This is a genomic window from Dinghuibacter silviterrae (assembly GCF_004366355.1).
In the GTDB taxonomy this organism is placed as follows: Bacteria; Bacteroidota; Bacteroidia; order Chitinophagales; family Chitinophagaceae; genus Dinghuibacter; species Dinghuibacter silviterrae.
Window position 1 is genome coordinate 1,900,840 of the sequence record NZ_SODV01000001.1, and the last position, 17,116, is coordinate 1,917,955.

The 17,116-nt window shown below is 55.4% G+C and carries 12 protein-coding genes and 1 riboswitch; of the genes, 5 read left to right on the forward strand and 7 right to left on the reverse strand.

The features are described 5' to 3' along the window. Positions 1–19 precede the first annotated feature (19 nt). The gene (locus EDB95_RS08550) at positions 20–592 is read left to right on the forward strand and encodes a hypothetical protein (protein WP_133992613.1); all 573 of its coding nucleotides are present in this window, start codon (positions 20–22) and stop codon (positions 590–592) included. 47 nt (positions 593–639) lie between these two features. Here EDB95_RS08550 and EDB95_RS08555 read toward each other — a convergent pair whose 3' ends face one another. Continuing rightward, on the reverse strand, positions 640–1,200 hold the full coding sequence (locus EDB95_RS08555; protein WP_133992615.1) for a UbiX family flavin prenyltransferase: 561 nt from the start codon (positions 1,198–1,200) through the stop codon (positions 640–642). Between the two features lie 59 nt (positions 1,201–1,259). On the opposite strand from EDB95_RS08555, the gene EDB95_RS08560 reads away from it, so the two are divergent. Continuing rightward, complete coding sequence (locus EDB95_RS08560) at positions 1,260–1,823, forward strand: thioredoxin family protein (RefSeq protein ID WP_133992618.1); 564 nt, start codon at positions 1,260–1,262, stop codon at positions 1,821–1,823. 409 nt (positions 1,824–2,232) lie between these two features. Here EDB95_RS08560 and EDB95_RS08565 read toward each other — a convergent pair whose 3' ends face one another. Further along, the gene (locus EDB95_RS08565; RefSeq protein ID WP_133992620.1) at positions 2,233–3,489 is read right to left on the reverse strand and encodes an aminotransferase class I/II-fold pyridoxal phosphate-dependent enzyme; all 1,257 of its coding nucleotides are present in this window, start codon (positions 3,487–3,489) and stop codon (positions 2,233–2,235) included. 113 nt (positions 3,490–3,602) lie between these two features. On the opposite strand from EDB95_RS08565, the gene pafA reads away from it, so the two are divergent. After that, on the forward strand, positions 3,603–5,219 hold the full coding sequence (gene pafA / locus EDB95_RS08570; RefSeq protein WP_133992622.1) for an alkaline phosphatase PafA: 1,617 nt from the start codon (positions 3,603–3,605) through the stop codon (positions 5,217–5,219). Here pafA and lepB read toward each other — a convergent pair. Beyond that, positions 5,216–5,911 (reverse strand): signal peptidase I, encoded by a 696-nt coding sequence (lepB, locus tag EDB95_RS08575; RefSeq protein WP_133992624.1) that lies wholly within the window; start codon positions 5,909–5,911, stop codon positions 5,216–5,218. The two genes, pafA and lepB, sit on opposite strands and share 4 nt — an antisense overlap. Further along, positions 5,908–6,879: a YpdA family putative bacillithiol disulfide reductase gene (locus tag EDB95_RS08580; RefSeq protein ID WP_133992626.1), complete on the reverse strand. Its 972-nt coding sequence runs from the start codon at positions 6,877–6,879 to the stop codon at positions 5,908–5,910. The genes lepB and EDB95_RS08580 overlap by 4 nt, the downstream gene beginning before the upstream one ends. 65 nt (positions 6,880–6,944) lie before the next feature. On the opposite strand from EDB95_RS08580, the gene EDB95_RS08585 reads away from it, so the two are divergent. Next, a complete protein-coding gene (locus EDB95_RS08585; protein ID WP_133992628.1) occupies positions 6,945–9,758 on the forward strand; it encodes a M16 family metallopeptidase in 2,814 nt (937 codons plus the stop codon). Positions 9,759–9,966: 208 nt separating this feature from the next. Here the strand turns inward: EDB95_RS08585 and EDB95_RS08590 are convergent, their stop codons facing one another. From EDB95_RS08590 to EDB95_RS08600, 3 genes are all read right to left on the reverse strand, one after another. Beyond that, complete coding sequence (locus EDB95_RS08590; RefSeq protein WP_133992630.1) at positions 9,967–10,383, reverse strand: response regulator; 417 nt, start codon at positions 10,381–10,383, stop codon at positions 9,967–9,969. Then, complete coding sequence (locus EDB95_RS08595; protein ID WP_133992632.1) at positions 10,373–13,405, reverse strand: PAS domain-containing protein; 3,033 nt, start codon at positions 13,403–13,405, stop codon at positions 10,373–10,375. Before EDB95_RS08595 ends, EDB95_RS08590 begins: the two co-directional genes overlap by 11 nt. Positions 13,406–13,659: 254 nt before the next feature. Continuing rightward, positions 13,660–16,104, reverse strand: coding sequence for a TonB-dependent receptor (locus EDB95_RS08600; protein WP_133992634.1), 2,445 nt, complete (start codon positions 16,102–16,104; stop codon positions 13,660–13,662). 72 nt (positions 16,105–16,176) lie between these two features. Further along, a riboswitch (TPP riboswitch) is annotated at positions 16,177–16,281 on the reverse strand. An 88-nt stretch (positions 16,282–16,369) separates the two neighbouring features. Between EDB95_RS08600 and EDB95_RS08605 the strand changes: the two genes are divergently transcribed. Then, entirely contained in the window at positions 16,370–17,101 is a 732-nt protein-coding gene (locus EDB95_RS08605) for a head GIN domain-containing protein (protein WP_133992636.1), read from the forward strand. The last annotated feature ends 15 nt before the right edge of the window (positions 17,102–17,116 follow it).

A 17,116-nucleotide genomic window follows, 5' to 3' on the forward strand; every position in this document is an offset into this window, starting at 1 on the left:
CAGTGCACAATTCCGTTCCATGAAAAAATTACTCCTTTGCTTCCTCCTGGGGGCACCGCTATGCCCGGTGTTTGCCCAAACGTCCGGTTCCTTCACCCTGACCGATGCGGTAGAGCGGGTGATCTCCGAAATGCCGACGCGGCTGGCTCACCTGAAGGGGGACCTCTTAGCCAACAATCCCGAAGCCATCGACTATGCTTCCCTGCTCCAGCTGAAGGGGGCCGACAACTGCACAATCTCGGTCTTTAACACGCCTGGGGACACGACGGCCTGCTGGAAAGCGGACCTGCCGGTCATCGACGACTTCGACCAGGCCAAAAAAGCGTACCAGGAGACCTACGACGCGCTTCACCACGCGCGCATCACCCGGTTGCACCCGGGCGTCGTGTATAAGCTGGAGGGCGGATTCCACCAGGCCGACGAGACCAAACAGACCAACAGCATCGAATTTACCCTGGATCCCGCGGGGGAGGAGTTTCACAAGGTGCGGGTACAGCTTCTGCTGTCCTATACCATGCCGGAATGGCACCTGACGGTTCAGGTGTATGAGAAGCCGGGAGAGCTCGGGATGGCCGAGGCCAGCGACCAATAGGCCCGCGCCCGTGGCGCCTCGCGGCCGCGCCTTCGGCGTGAACGCCGCTAGGCCCCGCCCCAGCGGAACGTATCCACGCGCAACCCCGCCAGGTCCAAAACCCGGTCGACCACCGTTCCTGCAGCTTCGGCAAGGGTGGTGGGCCGGCTATAAAAGGAAGGCGTGGCCGGACAAATGATCCCGCCGGCCAGGGTGACCGTTTCCATGTTCCGGATATGGATGAGGTTATAGGGGGTTTCCCGGATGACACAGATCAGCCGTCTGCGCTCCTTGAGGACGACGTCCGCGGCACGGGTGATGAGGTCATTGCTGGTCCCCGAGGCGATCCGGCCGAGGGTCCCCATGGAACAGGGGACGACGATCATGGTCTGGTACTGCCCGGACCCCGAGGCAAAGGGTGCCAGGAAGTCGGTTTGGGTATAAAAGGGGAGGGAATAACTGCGGTAGCTGTCGTCGCCCATTTCGGTTTCCCAGACTTGTTTGGCGTTCTCTGTCATGACCACGCCCAGGGCCGACCATTGGTCCTTCATCTGCACGAGTTTGTCGAGCAGCACCTTGGCATAGATGCTACCGCTCGCCCCGGTAACGGCCACTATTATTTTTTGCATAACGCTTCCGGTTGGGTGGAAAATTGCTGTAGGTTTGTGCAGCGCATACGCAAAAGTAAATGGTAAAGGCAACTTTCATCGCCATCGCCGGAATAATGCTCTGGACGGGCCGCCCCGCGCCAGCGTCGGGCCCCGCGAACGGGTCGCCCGCCGCCGCGCCGGCGGCAAGGACCTCCGTCCCCTGGCTCTCCCTCCAGGAAGCCCAGGACCGGAGCAAGGGCGAACCCAGGGTCATCATCATGGACATTTATACCGACTGGTGCTACTGGTGCAAGGTGATGGAAAAGAACACCTACGAAGATCCCCGGGTGGCGGCTTACATGGGGCAAAAATTCTATTCGGTGCGGTTTAACGCGGAAAACCGGGGGAGGGTTACCTGGAAGGGCCAGTCTTTTGCATACAATCCTGACTATAAGGTCAACGAACTGGTGATGTCGCTTACCAGGGGCAACCTTTCTTTTCCCACCACGGTCGTCATCACCCCGGACAACCGGGCTCCCCAATTCATCTCCGGGTATCTGAAACCCGCTGATTTGGAACCCGTTCTTAAGTATTTCGGGGAAGAGGCCTATAAGACCAGGTCGTACCATGACTTCCTGAAAAGCTTCAGCCCCTCCTGGTAAATGCCCCTCCCCGGGGCTGGTGTACAATCGATTGCACAAATTTTTTTTTAGCCCGGTTTATTCACTTCATTCAGCACTTTTTTCACATTCAAGCGCTGGCGTCCGTTTAAAAACCTACGTATTTATACGGATTTTTTAACTGCTAAACGGTTTAACCTACGTCTTTTTGCGGAGGAATTTCAACAGAAACTGCGGTTTTATTCATAAGGATGCCTAATATAATCATCGTGACCTAAAACCAGTTTAGGATCTACTACGTAGTTTTTTCATAAGGTTTTTCATAGGATAAGGTTTAGTGGTTAATGGCTTTGATTAGTAATGGCCCCTTGTCTAGGGGGCCATTTCTTTTTTTAGGAAAAAAAAGGCCACTCGTAGAGAGCGGCCTTCTTATATCAAGAGCGACAATAACTTATGCCTGGGCCATGTCGGGGATGGCTTCCACTTTATAGTCCCCGGCGTCGAGTTTCCGTTTAGTGGCTTCAAACGCCTTCAGTGTCAATTCGATATCTTCGAAGGAGTGGGCGGCGGTCGGAATAATTCGGTAGATGATCTGCCCCTTGGGGATCACGGGGTAGACGACGATCGAGCAGAAAATATGGTAATTTTCCCTCAAATCCATCACCATGGCGGTGGCTTCGGGTACGTCCCCTTTCATATAGATGGGCGTGACGGCGGAGTTGGAAGCGCCGATATCAAAGCCTTTTTCCAAAAGCCCGCTTTGCAGCTTACGGACGTTATTCCAGAGTTTTTCCTTGAGCTCCGGCCGGGTGCGCAGGAGTTCCAGGCGCTTGAGGTTGCCGACGGTGATGGGCATCGGCAGGCTTTTGGCAAAAATCTGGGAGCGTAGGTTGTAGCGGAGGTAGTCGATGATCCCCTTATCCCCGGCGACGAAGGCACCGATGGAGGCCATGCTTTTGGCGAAGGTGGAGAAGTACAGGTCGATCTGGTCCTGGACGCCCTGCTCCTCGCCGGCGCCGGCCCCGGTTTTGCCCAGGGTGCCGAACCCGTGGGCGTCGTCCACGAACAGCCGGAAGCTGTATTTCTTTTTCAGCGCGACGATCTCGCGGAGCTTGCCCTGGTCGCCGCCCATGCCAAACACGCCTTCGGTGATCACCAGGATGCCGCCGGCGTTTTGCTTTTCAATAAGGGTGGTGGCCCGTTGCAATTGTTTTTCGAAATCCTCTATGTCGTTGTGCTTGTATACATAACGGTGACCGGCGTGGAGCCGTACCCCGTCGATGATACAGGCGTGTGATTCGGCGTCGTACACGATCACGTCGTGACGGCCGCAAAGGGCATCGATGATGCTGACGACACCCTGGTAACCGTAGTTCAGGAGGAAGGCGTCTTCCTTCCCTTCGAAGGCGGCCAGCTCCTGTTCCAGTTGCTCATGATAGTTACTGTTGCCGCTCATCATCCGGGCGCCCATGGGGAGGGCCAGACCGAACTCTCGGGCCGCATCTTCGTCCGCCTTGCGGACTTCGGGGTGGTTTGCCAGGCCGAGGTAGTTGTTGAGGCTCCACACGATCTTCTCTTTCCCACGGAAAATCATCCGGGGACCGATGGGGCCTTCCAGTTTCGGAAAAGCAAAATACCCGTGCGCACGCTCGCGGTGTTGTCCGATCGGACCGTAGTGCTTCAGTAACTTATCAAAGATGTCTGCCATATTATGTAATAATTAAGAATTCAGGCTGATGCGGCGTAAAGGTATAAAAAAGTCCTTTTTTGACTTCGATACCATAGATTTGGCGCAATTTTTTACCAAATCGTTAATAGATCATGGTCCGCAAACTGGTTTTGTGTAGTGCAATCCTTCTCTCCGGCGCGGTTTCCGCCCAAATCAAGCGTCCAAAACTCGTGGTCGGCATCATGATCGACCAGATGCGCTGGGACTACCTGTACCGCTATTACGATCGTTACCCCGAAGGAGGGTTTAAGCGGCTGCTGAACGGCGGTTTCAAATGCGAGAACACCATGATCCCCTATATCCCAACCTATACTGCCTGCGGCCATTCCTGTGTCTATACGGGAAGCGTACCCGCCGTTCACGGTATGACCGGGAACAGCTGGTTTGACAACGACAAAGGGCGGGAAGTCTATTGCACCGAGGATGACTCGGTCCAAACGGTCGGCAGCACTTCGGACGAAGGTAAGGAAAGCCCACGGAACCTGTTGGCCACCACCGTTACGGACGAGCTTCGCCTGGCCACGAATTTCGGGAGCAAGGTCATTGGCATTTCCTTCAAAGACCGGGCCTCGATCCTGCCCGCGGGACACCTGGCGAATGCAGCCTATTGGTACGACCATAAAACAGGGGCGTTTATTACGAGCACCTACTATCAAAAAGACCTGCCGGACTGGGTAAAAGCCTTCAACGCCCAAAAGCTGCCCGACGCCTACTATAAAGAGGGTTGGAATACGGTTTACCCACTGGCATCTTACACCGAAAGCACGGCCGATTCCGTGGCCTGGGAGGGCACCCCTTTTGGCCCCGACCAGACGCATTTCCCCTACAACCTGTCGCGTTTCGTGGGAAAAAACTACGGTGCGCTCGGCACCACGCCCTTCGGCAACTCGATCGTGGAGGAAATGTGCAAGGCGGCCCTCACCGGCGAAAACCTGGGGAAGGGTGAGCACACCGATTTCCTGGCCGTCAGTTTTTCCTCCACGGATTACGTGGGCCATGCCTTTGGCCCGAACTCCATAGAGGCCGAAGATACATACCTGCGGCTGGACCGTACGCTGGCCGACCTGCTCGCCACCCTTGACGAAAAGGTTGGCAAGGGCCAATACCTCGTCTTCCTGACCGCGGATCACGGCGCCGCCCATGCCGCCGGTTTCCTCCAGGAACACAACGTGCCGGCGGGTACGGTCAGCCTGGCGGCTTGGAGAAAAGGGCTGGAGGACCGGATCGAAAAAGTTTTCTTTACGCCCCGCCTCATCAGGGACGTCCTCAACTACCAGGTCTACCTGAACCGCCCGCTGATGGACTCGATGATGCTGGACCCGCGGAAGGTAGAGAACGAAGTGGTCAAATACCTTATGGCCCAGCCGGGTGTCGCGCGCGCGTTTGCACTCGACCGTATGGACAACGAGCCCCTGCCGGAAGTCATCCGGACATCGGTGGAAAACGGCTATTTCCCACGCCGTAGCGGCGATATACAAGTCATCCTCATGCCCGCCTGGATGGAGGGGTTCAAAACCGGAACCACGCATGGCCTCTGGAACCCCTATGACGCCCATATCCCGCTCGTATGGTTTGGCTGGGGTGTCAAACCCGGTTCCCTACACCGGACGGTATACATGACCGATATAGCGGTGACGCTGGCGGCGATGTTGCATATACAGATGCCCAATGGGGCGGTGGGGCATGTGATTGAGGAGGTGGCGGACTAGCGTTTGTCGAGCACTGTCGCCACTACGTCCGTGTCCGCGACAAATCCGTGGTATCGCGAGTCGTAGGCATTGCTCCTGCTGTCGCCAAGGACGAAAAATTCGTGGGGCGGCACGACGACAGGGCCGAAATTATCCCTGTTCCAGGGTTTGCCGAAGGAACGCACTATATCTTTTTCCGGCCGGCCGGCCGGTACCGTGGTAAAATGGGGGAGACCTTCGCGGGCCGCCAGTTGCTGGTCGAGTATGACAAAGCTGGAGTCCCATCCGAGATTAAAAACGTCGGTTTCATAACTTACGGTAGCGTATGCGAGATGGTGTTTGGTCATTAACGTCCGGGCCTTCGCACTCGATACACAGTACATTCTTGCCAGCGACAAGCTGCTGTCTGGGCTATTGCCGTTGATGTACAGGATACCCCCGCGGATTTCCAGGGTATCTCCCGGAAGACCACACAGCCGGTGGATCCACTTGGTCTTGGTCTCGTCGCCGGGGGCTTTCCCCATATACAGGACGAAATCGAAGCGCTTCGGTTTGGCCCAACGCCCGGCGAAAAAATACTTGCCGATGCGAAGGGTGGGTTCGTTGGAGGTCGTCGACACCTTATAGAATTGAATGACTCCGGTGACCCTGAGCACGACCCAGCAAACAACGATCGCAGCCAGTGCGGCGGCCAGCCAATATCTTTTTTTCATAAGGAAGTGATGTGTCGCAGAATGACTTCCGCGTGCACGCGCGAGTTTTCGATAAACCACTTGTGCGTATTCATCCCCCCGCACACCACCCCCGCGAGGTACACCCCGGGCAGGTTGGTTTCCATGGTGTCGGGGTTGTAGGCCGGGAGGCGGAGGGCATCCTGGCTTAAGGTGATCCCCATGCCTTCCAGGAAGGCGAAGTTGGGTTGGTAACCGGTCATCGCCAGGACGTAGTCGTTGTCGATCGTCAACAGGCCTTCCGGCGTACGGATGGTGACCGACCGCTCTTCGATGGCGGCGAGGTGGCTGTTAAAAAAGGCCCGGATGCTGCCTTCCTTGATCCGGTTTTCGATGTCGGGTTTGACCCAGTATTTGACGCGCTCGCTGATGGCGGGTCCCTGGGTCACCAGGGTGACGTGGGCGCCTTTGCGAAAGGTTTCCAGGGCGGCGTCCACGGCGGAGTTGGCGGCGCCGACCACGACGACCTTTTGCAGGGCGTAGAAGTGGGGCTCCTTGTAATAGTGCCGGACCTTGGGGAGTTGTTCGCCGGGGATATGGAGGAGGTTGGGAATGTCATAGAACCCGGTCGCGATGATGACGTTGGCGGCTTCATAGCGCCCGTGCGCGGTGGTGACGAGGTATTTCCCGTTGCCGGAAGGCTGTACGCGCTCCACGGCTTCGAACAGGCGGATGTTTACCACGTGGGAAAGGGCCACCCGCCGGTAATATTCCAGGGCTTCGGGCCGGGTTGGCTTGACGCTGTTGGAGACAAAGGGCACGCCCCCGATCTCCAATCTTTCCGAGGTGGAAAAGAACGTCATCCCCAGCGGGTAATGGTAAAGGCTGTTAACAAGGCAACCTTTTTCCAAAATCAAGTAGTCTACTCCGTGCTTTTGGGCTTCCAGCGCGCAGGCGAGGCCGATAGGGCCACCGCCGATGATCAGTAAACGATAAAACGGGATCTCCATGACCTAAAAATAGGTTCTATTTGGTGTATAATTCCTATTTTGTGCGCCACCATCGTTGTGTTTATATGCAAAAAAACCTTTTACAGGTCCTTGGTTCGGCCTGCTTACTCCTGACCTTGTCAACAACCCATGCCCAGGTGAACCTGGATACCGTATTGCCTGTCGATCCGCAGGTTCGCATCGGCCACCTGGATAACGGGCTGACCTATTACATCCGCCGCAACGGACTTCCGGAAAAAAAGGTGGAACTACGCCTTGTTGTCAATGCGGGTTCCATTTTAGAAGACGAAAACCAGCGGGGGCTCGCACACTTTTGCGAACACATGGCGTTTAACGGCACCAAGCATTTTCAAAAGAACGACCTCGTCAGCTTTCTGCAAAGCATCGGGGTGCAGTTCGGTGCGGACCTGAACGCCTTTACCAGTTTTGACGAAACCGAATATATTCTCCCCATTCCCACCGACAAACCGGGAAACCTGGACACGGGCTTTCTGATCTTGGAGGACTGGGCCCACAACGTTTCGTATACGACCCAGGATATCAACGAAGAACGCCCGGTCATCCTTGAAGAAAGCCGCCTGGGAAAAGGAGCCGGTCAGCGGATGCGCGACAAGTATTTCCCGGTGCTTTTTGCCGGATCGAAGTATGCCGAGCGGCTGCCGATCGGGCTTGATTCGATCATCCGGAACTTTTCACCGGATACGCTCCGGAAATTCTACCACGACTGGTATCGCCCGGACCTCATGGCGGTAGTCGTTGTCGGAGACGTGGACCCCGACAAGGCCGAGGCGCTGATCAAACAGCACTTTGCGGGGCTGACCAATCCTTCCCCCGAACTCCCGAGGATATATGCCGATGTGCCGGCGCGTAATCAGTCCGAAGGGCTGGTCGTGACGGACAAGGAAGCCACCAACTACAACGTCGAGCTCCTTTATTCCTTCCAGAAGAAGCAGCCGGTGGTTACCCTCTCGAACTATCGTAATGATATGTTGAAGGAGCTTTTCCGGATCATGATCGGACAGCGCCTGGCGGAACTGACGCAAAAGGAAAACCCGCCCTTTCTCAATGCCAGCGCCGGTTTTACGGACATCGTCCGCCAGTACGAAGCCTTCTATGGGAGCGCCCTGGTGGGTAAAGACGGCGTCGACCGTTCCGGAAACGCGCTGATCCAGGAAATTGACCGCGTCAGACAATTTGGATTTACGGATGCGGAACTGACCCGGGGCAAGAAAAGCCTGCTCAACTCCATGGAACAGGCGTATCAGGAACGGGACAAGACGGAATCGGGCGACCTCGTCGATGAATATATCCAAAACTTCCTGGAACAGGAACCGGTCCCGGGCATCGCCAATGAATACCGGTATTATAATGAATTGATGCCGGGGATCACGGCTGCGGAGGTCAGTGCGCTGACCGGCGAGCTGAAAGAAAACCCGCACTACCTCGTGCTGCTAACGGGGCCGGACAAGGGGAACTTCCCGCTCCCCTCCAGCGACAGCCTGCTGGCGATGGCCGACCATGCTTCTGCCATGACCGTGCAGCCCTACGAGGAAAAGGCGGTGGCGACCGACCTCATTACCGACAAACCCAAACCGGGTACGGTGGTGAAGGAAAGCAAGAATGCCGCCTTAGGAACGACCGAGCTAACCTTTGCCTCCGGGGTCAAGGTGATCCTCAAACCCACCGATTTTAAAAACGACGAGATCCTGTTGCAAGGTTTCCGTAAGGGCGGACAGAACGTATATGGCGCGGCCGACCGGTACAATGCCGCGTATGCCTCGGAAATCGTACAGGCCATGGGGATCGGCGATTTTTCGCCGACCGATCTCAAAAAAATCAACGCCGGGAAAACGGTGACGGTCACCCCCCAACTGGGTGCGCTGAGTGCGAACCTGAGCGGCAGCAGCAGCGTGAAGGACCTGGAGACGATGCTCCAGATGGTTTATCTATATTGCACGAACCCCCGGAAGGACACCGCCCTTTTCCGGGCGTATGTTAGCCGCCGGGTAACGGCGCTGCAATTCCTGATGGCCAACCCTCAGGCAGCTTTCATCGATACCATGCAACAAACCCTTTACCAGGGTAATCCATTGGCGCCCATCCTGGTCCCCCACGCCGATTATTTCAAGAACCTCAGCGCGGACCGGATCCTCCAACTGTTCAAGGAACAGTTTGGCACGGGCAAAGGCTTTACCTTCACGCTCGTCGGGAGCTTCGAGGTCGAAAAGGTAAAACCCCTCCTTGAGCAATACCTGGGCTCGCTGCCCGCCGAAGGTAAAACTTTCGGATTCGTAGATAACGGCGTACGTCCCCTGGAAAAGGGCACGACCCTGGTCGCCCACAAGGGCAAAGACAAAAAATGCCTCATCCTCAAATTCTACAACGCGCAGGTGCCCTATAGCGAGTCTTCCGACCTGGCCCTGGATGGCCTTTCTGAGGTACTCAACATCCGCATCATCGACCGTCTCCGTGAAAAGATCGGGGGTATCTATTCCGGCGGCACCTTTGCGGATATGAGCCGCTATCCTTACGGCAATGCCTCCCTTGTCCTCCAGCTTCCCTGCAACCCCGACAAGAAGGATACGCTCCTGACTGCTTTCAGGGAAGAGCTCGACAAAATCAAAAAGGAAGGCCCCACGGCGGAAGACCTCGCCAAGGTCAAGGCCCAATGGCAGGAAAAGCACGTGACCGATGTCAAGGAAAACACCTACTGGCAGGAAGCGTTGCACAGCATTTACCTCCTGGACGCCACCCCCGGCGCCACCGTCGACTACCTGGGGCGTATATCCGCACTGAAGGCGTCCGATATACAGGCGGTCGCGAAATTGGTGACCCCGGAGAGCCAGAGCTTTACGGCGATTATGCTGCCGGCCGAATAATATTCGGCACCCGCCGGCCCGACCGCGTTGCCCGCGAAGTGGGGTGTCCGTTTTACTTTCTTTTCCGTAGGATTAAAACCCGCATTGCAGGCCTAAACCCTACGGAAAAGAAAGTAAAACGGACACCCCACTTCGCTGAGACATGGTATGTCCCTGGGTCCTGGAGGTTCGGGCCCTGAAACCAGGATTAAGACTAAGAAGAGAGAGACTACGCTTCGAGCTGTTCCATCTTCTGCCGGATCACGTCCAGGATCTTATCCTTGGTGATGGGCTTGATGATGTATTCCTGGACGAGGGGCGTTCCGGTGGCGCGTTCGATGTCCTTGGGGTCGATGGAGGAGCTCACCATGTGGATGGAGATGGGTTTGGATAGCTGACTGTGCAGAGGGAAGTAGTCCTTGAGAAAGGTCCAGCCGTCGACGACCGGCATGTTGATGTCCAGGAGGATGATATCGGGAAGGGCGTCGGGTTGGGCGGCGTGGTCCTGCAGATACATCAGTGCTTCTTCGCCGTTGTAGAACTGCCAGATGTGCCCTACCAGATCAATGGTATTCAGCGTCTTGTTGGTGATGAGCTGGAATATCTTGTCGTCGTCAATGATAGCGATCTGGATCTTATTCTGCATCGGGTGCCTGATATTGATTGAAGTTAATAATAAATTTGGTGCCCTCAAACTCCTTGCTCTCCACAAAAATCTTGCCTCCCATGGCTTCCACCTGGTTTTTTGTCATATAAAGGCCCAAACCTTTTGCATCAGGGTGTTTATGAAAGGTCTTATACAGCTTGAAAATGTTGCCGCTGTGCTTGTCCAGGTTGATCCCGCGGCCGTTGTCGCTGAACTCCAGCAGGAGGTTATCGTTTTTCCAGCAGGTGCGAACGGTGATCACGGGTTTGCGGGTAGGTTCGGCATACTTCAGGGCGTTGTTTAGCAGGTTCATCAGGATGCTTTCCAGGTAGATGGAAGGATATCTGATGGCCGGTGCCGCGGAGAAATCCTGGTGTATACAAGCCTTCAGCTCGGCGATCTGGGCGGCGTGCATTTGTTTGACCTTGTCGAAAACGTGCTCAAAACTAAGGGCTTCCTTTTGGATGTATTTGTCCTGCTGGACCTTGATCACCTCCGTTAGTTCGTTGAGGGTGTCCAGCAGCGCGGTGGAGCTTTGTGTCAGGAGGTCCACCAGTTCCTCCTTTTCCTCCGCCGTTTTGGCGTCCTTATAATACTGCAAGAGGATCGAAATATTACTGACAGGCGCCCTGAGGTTATGCGACACGATCTGGGAGAACTCGGCGAGCTGCTTGTTCTTGCGGGTAAGGTGTTCCGCGCTCGAAATCAGGCGCAGGTTCTGGCGTTCCAGGGACTGCTGGGCCGTTTTCAGCGAGGTGATGTCTTCTATATGCGATACGAAGAACTGGGGTTCTCCGATCTTGTTACGAACGACCGTGGCGTTCAGGTTGACCCAGATGGTATGCCCTTGTTTATGGATATACCTTTTTTCCATCGTGTGCATCTCGATCTGGCCATTTAACAGGGCCATCGTGCCTTGTACGTCCTTGTCCACGTCGTCTGGATGGGTGATGTCCTGGAAGGTCAACTGCAGCAGCTCGGTCCGGCTGTAGCCCGTGATCCGGCAGGTCGCGTCGTTGACGTCGATCCAGCCCCCGTTGGGCGCGACGATGGCCATCCCGATACCCGAGTTGAAAAAAGCATGGTGGAAGCGCTGCTGGGTCTCGATGAGCTTTTCCTGGGTTTGTATCTGGTTGGTCAGGTCGGAGTTGATCCCGATGATCCGCTCCGGTTTACCCTGGTGGGTGCGCTGGATGACGATCCCCTTTGATAGGATGTACCGGTATTCACCGGTTTTCGTCCGCAGGCGATGGAGGAGGGAAAAAGTATTGTTGGAGGGATCGTATACGGACTGTATGGTCTGCAACATTTTTTGCTTGTCCTCCGGGTGGATCTGGTGATACCAGGATTGGTAACTGTTTTCCAGCTCCGTGTCCTGGTAGCCCAGCATGGACTTCCAGATGGGGGAGAGGTAGACACTGCCCGAGTCCAGGTTCCAGTCCCAAAGACCACCCCCCGTGCCCTCCAGGGCGTAACGGAGTCTTTGCTCGCTTTCCACCAGGTGGCGCTCCGCCTGGATCCGTTCGGTGACGTCCTGGAAAAAGGTCACGCTCGATTCCTGGTCCCCGTAGGAGAGGTAGTTGGCGGTGACCTCGATTTCCAGGACCCGCCCGCTCTTCAGGGTCACCGACCGTTGCATGTTGACGACCTTTTGCTCCTTGAGGTCGTTCCAGAAGGAATCGTATCCCTCCTGCGTACCTTCCGCGTACAGTTCCCACAGCGGGGTGCCCTGCAGCTCCTCCGCCGCACGCCCCAGAATGCTGCAGCCGTACTCGTTGATATAGGTAATGGCCCCGTCGTGTTCCGCCCAGATGACCGGCAGGGAAGCCTGGTCTATGGAAAACTGCGTCAATCGCAGCCGGGCCTCGGTTCGTTTTTGACGGGTGATGTTCCTTCCCTCAGGGATGAGCATGACCACCTTTCCGTTGTCGTCGAAGATGGGTTTTATGGAAAAATCAAGCGTCAGGAGTTCGCCGGCGGTACTGTGTACACTGATCTCGTCCCGTACGAATTGGCCCTGCGCCGCCTGGCGGATGTATTCTTTTACCTGGACCTTTGACGATTCCGTCCACCAGAAGGCCTCCCAAAAGGGCCGGTTGAGCACCTGGTCCAGCTCCACACCCGCAAAACGAAGGGCGCTATCGTTGGCCTCCAGGAGGCGGCCGTCCGGGCTGAGGAGCCCGATGAACTGGAACATGGCGTGGAAGATGGCCTTGAACTTTTGCTCGTTGAGCCGGATCTGTTCTTTGATTTTATAGGCGCGGGTGATGTCCTGGAAAGCGCCATAAAGCCGGACCACCCTGCCGCCCTGCACTTCGGCCTCGCCCTGGGCACGCACCCATTTGCGGTTACCCCGGGCGGTGATCAACGGCAATTCCAGGTCCCAGCTTTCACCGTCCTGTATCGATTTAGCTACCTGCGCTTCAATAATGGACCGGCCCTCCGGCGCATAAAAATGGATCGCTTCTTCCAGGTTGGGGACGTAATCCGGGGTGACTTCGTGTATCCGTTTGACCTCGGGAGACCAGGTCAGGCGTTCCGTTTCGAGGTCGAACTGCCAGCCCCCGATCCGCGCCATGGCGCTGCTGTCTTCGGACAGGCGGTTGATGGACAACAGCTCCTCTTCCAGCGCCATGTAAAAGGTAATGTCCTGGGAATTGGTCAGGAATTGCAGTTGACCCGTTTCCGGCGACTCCATAAAGGTGACCTGGGAGTGCAACCATAGGTATCGCTGGCTCCGGCAGCGGAGCCGGTAGCGCACCCTTAGGGTAGAGGTGCCTTTGTGATTTTTCCAGTATTCAATGGCGTCGGCGAATTCCCGTTCCAGCCAGGGCGCATCGTCGGGATGTATCCAGGGGTTGGGTATGTGACCGATCACTTCTGAAGGGGGATAACCAAGGGTCTCGTGAAAAGCGGGATTGACGTAGAGAATCCGTCCGTCTTCCTGTTGCAAACAGATTATTTCCTTGCTGTTTTCCACAAGGAGTTTGTAAAAATCGGATTTGGATTCCAGCGTTTTCAACTTTCTATACGGTTACGTTAAAACAAGGACACCTTGCAACAGGCTCAGCGGTAAGTGGTAAGAGGTATAGGAAGTTTTTCGTTACACAGGTACGAGTATGTAAATTAACGAACTATACATAAATAAAAGGCTGGCCGTTTGCTAATCAATGGTTAACCGGTTATACATAATACAAAAAGCCTGCAGGTATTTATACCCTGCAGGCTTAAGTACGTGGTGAATTTACCGGGGCCTCCGTATTTATACGGATACGCTTAGAGGGCTATATTCACCGAGACCATATAGTTAACCGGTGCGGCCGGGAAATAGAAATTCGAAGTCACCACCTGCCCGTTGCTGATATAGCTGGAGGTATACCCGTTGGGTTCGTACAGTGCATTGAATATATTGTACGCCATGAGGCTCACCTGAACCTGTTTGAACAACGGCTGGGGTACCGTCCACAACACCTGTGCGTTTTCATAAAAAAACGGATCGAGGCTGCGGCTGTCTTTGGAGGTATTGTCCAGGTACTGGCGGCCCACATATTTGCTGAGGAGACTCAGCTTCAGGGACCTGACCGGTGTGAAGTCCAGCGTTGCGCCCCCGATCACGTCCGGGGACAACGCAATATCCGTGGAATGGTATTGGTTTTCATGCTGGGTCCCGTTATCGTAGTCGGTGAGGTATTCCGTAAAGTTCAGGACTTTGTTTTGGCTGAGCGTGAGGTTGGCGCTTGCCGAAAACCAGCGTGTCAATTTAAGGCCACCCTGGAGTTCCAGACCGGCCCGGTAGCTGTCCGGAATGTTGGTCCGTGTGTATTCCCCCACGTCGTTGATCTTTCCGGTGAGGACCAACTGATCCTTGTACCGCATATAATACGCGGTGGCGTTCCACGAGAAGGTCCGGGTCTTTTGCCCCAGGCTGGCCTCCAGGTCGAGCAGGTGTTCCGCCTTGGGTTGTTGTGCCTCGTTGGCTTCGAAGTCGGACCGGTTGGGCTCGTGCCCTGCCATGCTCACAGACAGGTAACCGTTCCATCCCCCGGCACCGGTATAGCTGATGCCTGCTTTCGGATTAAAGAAATTGAAGTCCTTGTGTACATACAGCCCCGGATTGTCGTCAAACCCGTTGATATAATAGGTGATGACCCGGTCCTGAAGGTCTATAAACGAGCTCCAGGTCCGGCTGAAACGGTGTTGCCACTTGACATAGGCGTTCCAGTCCGTCTTATGGGCGACGTCCCAATAATATTGATAATCGTTGGGGAACCCCACCTGGGCCCAGGTGACGATCCCGTAGTGCTCCCCGTCATAACGGTCCCACCCACCGCCGGCAATGACCTGGTCGTTCCCGGAATGGTACTGAAGAGACGCGATGCCACCGTAGAACCAGTTGTTCAACCAAAGCTGCTGGATCAGGTCTGTGGTCGTGATCGTATCCCCGTTAAAAACCGGGTTGGATAACCCATAAGCGGAAAACGACTGTTGTGGAGAATATTCCACATAGTACCCCCATCCCCTGGTCAGGAAGGCCGCCGTGTTCAGGTCCCAGTGATGGCTAAGGGTATGGTTGTAAAACAATTGGTAGTAGTTCTGCCAGTAATTATCCGTCTGATTGGGGTACGTAAAATAGTTGTACTTCCGGCGGTCGGACTTGAAGAGATTGACGGAATCCTCCGGCGTAAAGAAGGAGGACCCGATGTTGTTGTCATAGTACTGCTGGAGGTCGGCCTGGCTTCCAAAAAGCTTGGCGCCCGGAACCCCGTTCCATGTCTGGTAGGTTTTTTCCGTTCCCCCGATAAAATTAAACCTGAGCGAAGACTTCTCCGTCAGGTAAGCTGCGGACAGGTAGATCGACTTCAGGTCGCTCGACCCCCGGTCCACATAACCCAGGCTGGTGATCCTCGATACGCGCGCTTCCAGGGTAAAATGGTCATCGATCAAACCGGACCCCGCCTTGACCATGGTTTTCCAGGTATTGTAGGAACCCACGCTGTTGTCAACTTCCCCATAGGCCTTGTCGTTGACCTCATTGGTGCTGAGGTTGATGGTAGCGCCAAAGGCACCCGCCCCGTTCGTCGACGTCCCGACACCCCTTTGAATTTGCATGGAGCTGATGGAACCCGCGAGATCGGGAAGGTCTACAAAATAGACGCCCTGGTCCTCGGCGTCGTTCATCGGAATGCCGTTGAGCGTGACGTTGATCCGGGTCTGGTCGACCCCCCGGATACTCAACCCGGTGTAGCCCACCCCGTTGCCCGAATTGGAATTGATCACGACCGAGGGGGTTTGATCAAGAAGATACGGGATGTCTTGTCCCACATTGTTTTCCGCGATTTCCTTTTTACCCAGGTTGGTCGTGCTGAAGGGGGCCTTGTCGTCTACGCGAACCGCCTTTACTTCGATCGGCTGGAGAAAAAGATGGAGCCGGCTGAGGGATATATTCGCCTCGGTAGTGGCCGCGTCGAGCCGCACGGTCAGTGTTTGGGTTTTGTACCCCACTTCGCTGGCGGTCAGCAAATATTCGCCGGGCTTCGGGGCTTTGATCCGAAAAATGCCGTCCTGGTCGGACAGGCCACCCCCGGTGCGTTCGAGACGGAGGGAAACCCCCTCCAGGGGTTCATGGGTCACGGAATCGGTGACGGTACCATGCAAAAGGACTTGTGCTGAAGGCAGCAGTGGACTGACAAAACAACACATCGCCCAAAACAGTTTTTTCATCTTTACCTTTTTGAAGTGAAAAAAATGGTTTGGGAAATGCTGCGATTGGAAAAAGGAGGTTATATGTGCCCGAAAGGGCTCTTCCACCTTCCCTGCGCAGGCATTACCCTGTTCAGGTTCTACGGGTATGATCTCAGCCTGGTGGACGTCACACCATGGGCACCCCGAGGAATCTGTGAATTTCGGCCGCAAACTACTTAAAAAAACGATCCGCCGCTGTAACTTTCCAGGGGCCCCCCACGTAATACCCCAAATTGACTCCTGTATGTACAAGTCTGCTCTTCTCATAACCGGTCTCCTCATGGCTTTTTTTACCCACGCCCAGCAGGGAGACCTCCTCGTCCACGCCCCCAACGTTCAAAAGCGCGATGTGGGTTCTTTCCACGGCATCAGTGTCAGCAGTTCCATCGACCTCGTCGTCAAACAGGGAAATGAAGAAGGCGTCGCCGTCAGTGCTTCCGATCCCGCGCTCCGGGACAGGATCGTTACCAGCGTTGAAAATGGCATCCTTCACATTTATCTGAAGGACAATGGGTTTCACTGGAACTGGGGATGGAATAACCAACACTTGAAAGCCTTTGTTTCCTTCAAAACCCTCAACCAGTTAAGCGCCTCGGGTTCCAGCGATATCTACGTCGACGGCAGCATCAACACAGACAATCTTTCCATCAGCCTTTCCGGCTCCAGCGACTTCAAAGGCGCCGTCCATACCAACCAACTCCAGCTCCAGCAAAGCGGCAGCTCCGACGCCAACATCAGCGGCACCGCCGGCACCGCTTCGATCCACCTCAACGGCTCCAGCGACGTCAAGGCGTATGACCTGTCCGTCGACGTCTGCACCATTTCCGCCCACGGTTCGTCGGACACCCACATCACCGTCAACAAAGAATTGAGTGTGTACAACAGCGGGTCCAGCGATGTCAATTATAAGGGGAACGCGGTGGTAAAAGAATTTCACTCCTCGGGGTCGAGTGAGATCAACAAGAAGTCGTCCTAACTCGTTCCGCGCAGC

Excerpts from the sequence above, each read along its gene's own strand:
- EDB95_RS08585 (WP_133992628.1), top strand. The coding sequence starts at position 6,945 with ATGCAAAAAAACCTTTTACAGGTCCTTGGTTCGGCCTGCTTACTCCTG.
- lepB (WP_133992624.1), bottom strand. The coding sequence starts at position 5,911 with ATGAAAAAAAGATATTGGCTGGCCGCCGCACTGGCTGCGATCGTTGTT.
- EDB95_RS08555 (WP_133992615.1), bottom strand. The coding sequence starts at position 1,200 with ATGCAAAAAATAATAGTGGCCGTTACCGGGGCGAGCGGTAGCATCTAT.
- EDB95_RS08600 (WP_133992634.1), bottom strand. The coding sequence starts at position 16,104 with ATGAAAAAACTGTTTTGGGCGATGTGTTGTTTTGTCAGTCCACTGCTG.
- EDB95_RS08560 (WP_133992618.1), top strand. The coding sequence starts at position 1,260 with ATGGTAAAGGCAACTTTCATCGCCATCGCCGGAATAATGCTCTGGACG.
- EDB95_RS08580 (WP_133992626.1), bottom strand. The coding sequence starts at position 6,879 with ATGGAGATCCCGTTTTATCGTTTACTGATCATCGGCGGTGGCCCTATC.
- pafA (WP_133992622.1), top strand. The coding sequence starts at position 3,603 with ATGGTCCGCAAACTGGTTTTGTGTAGTGCAATCCTTCTCTCCGGCGCG.
- EDB95_RS08565 (WP_133992620.1), bottom strand. The coding sequence starts at position 3,489 with ATGGCAGACATCTTTGATAAGTTACTGAAGCACTACGGTCCGATCGGA.
- EDB95_RS08550 (WP_133992613.1), top strand. The coding sequence starts at position 20 with ATGAAAAAATTACTCCTTTGCTTCCTCCTGGGGGCACCGCTATGCCCG.
- EDB95_RS08605 (WP_133992636.1), top strand. The coding sequence starts at position 16,370 with ATGTACAAGTCTGCTCTTCTCATAACCGGTCTCCTCATGGCTTTTTTT.
- EDB95_RS08590 (WP_133992630.1), bottom strand. The coding sequence starts at position 10,383 with ATGCAGAATAAGATCCAGATCGCTATCATTGACGACGACAAGATATTC.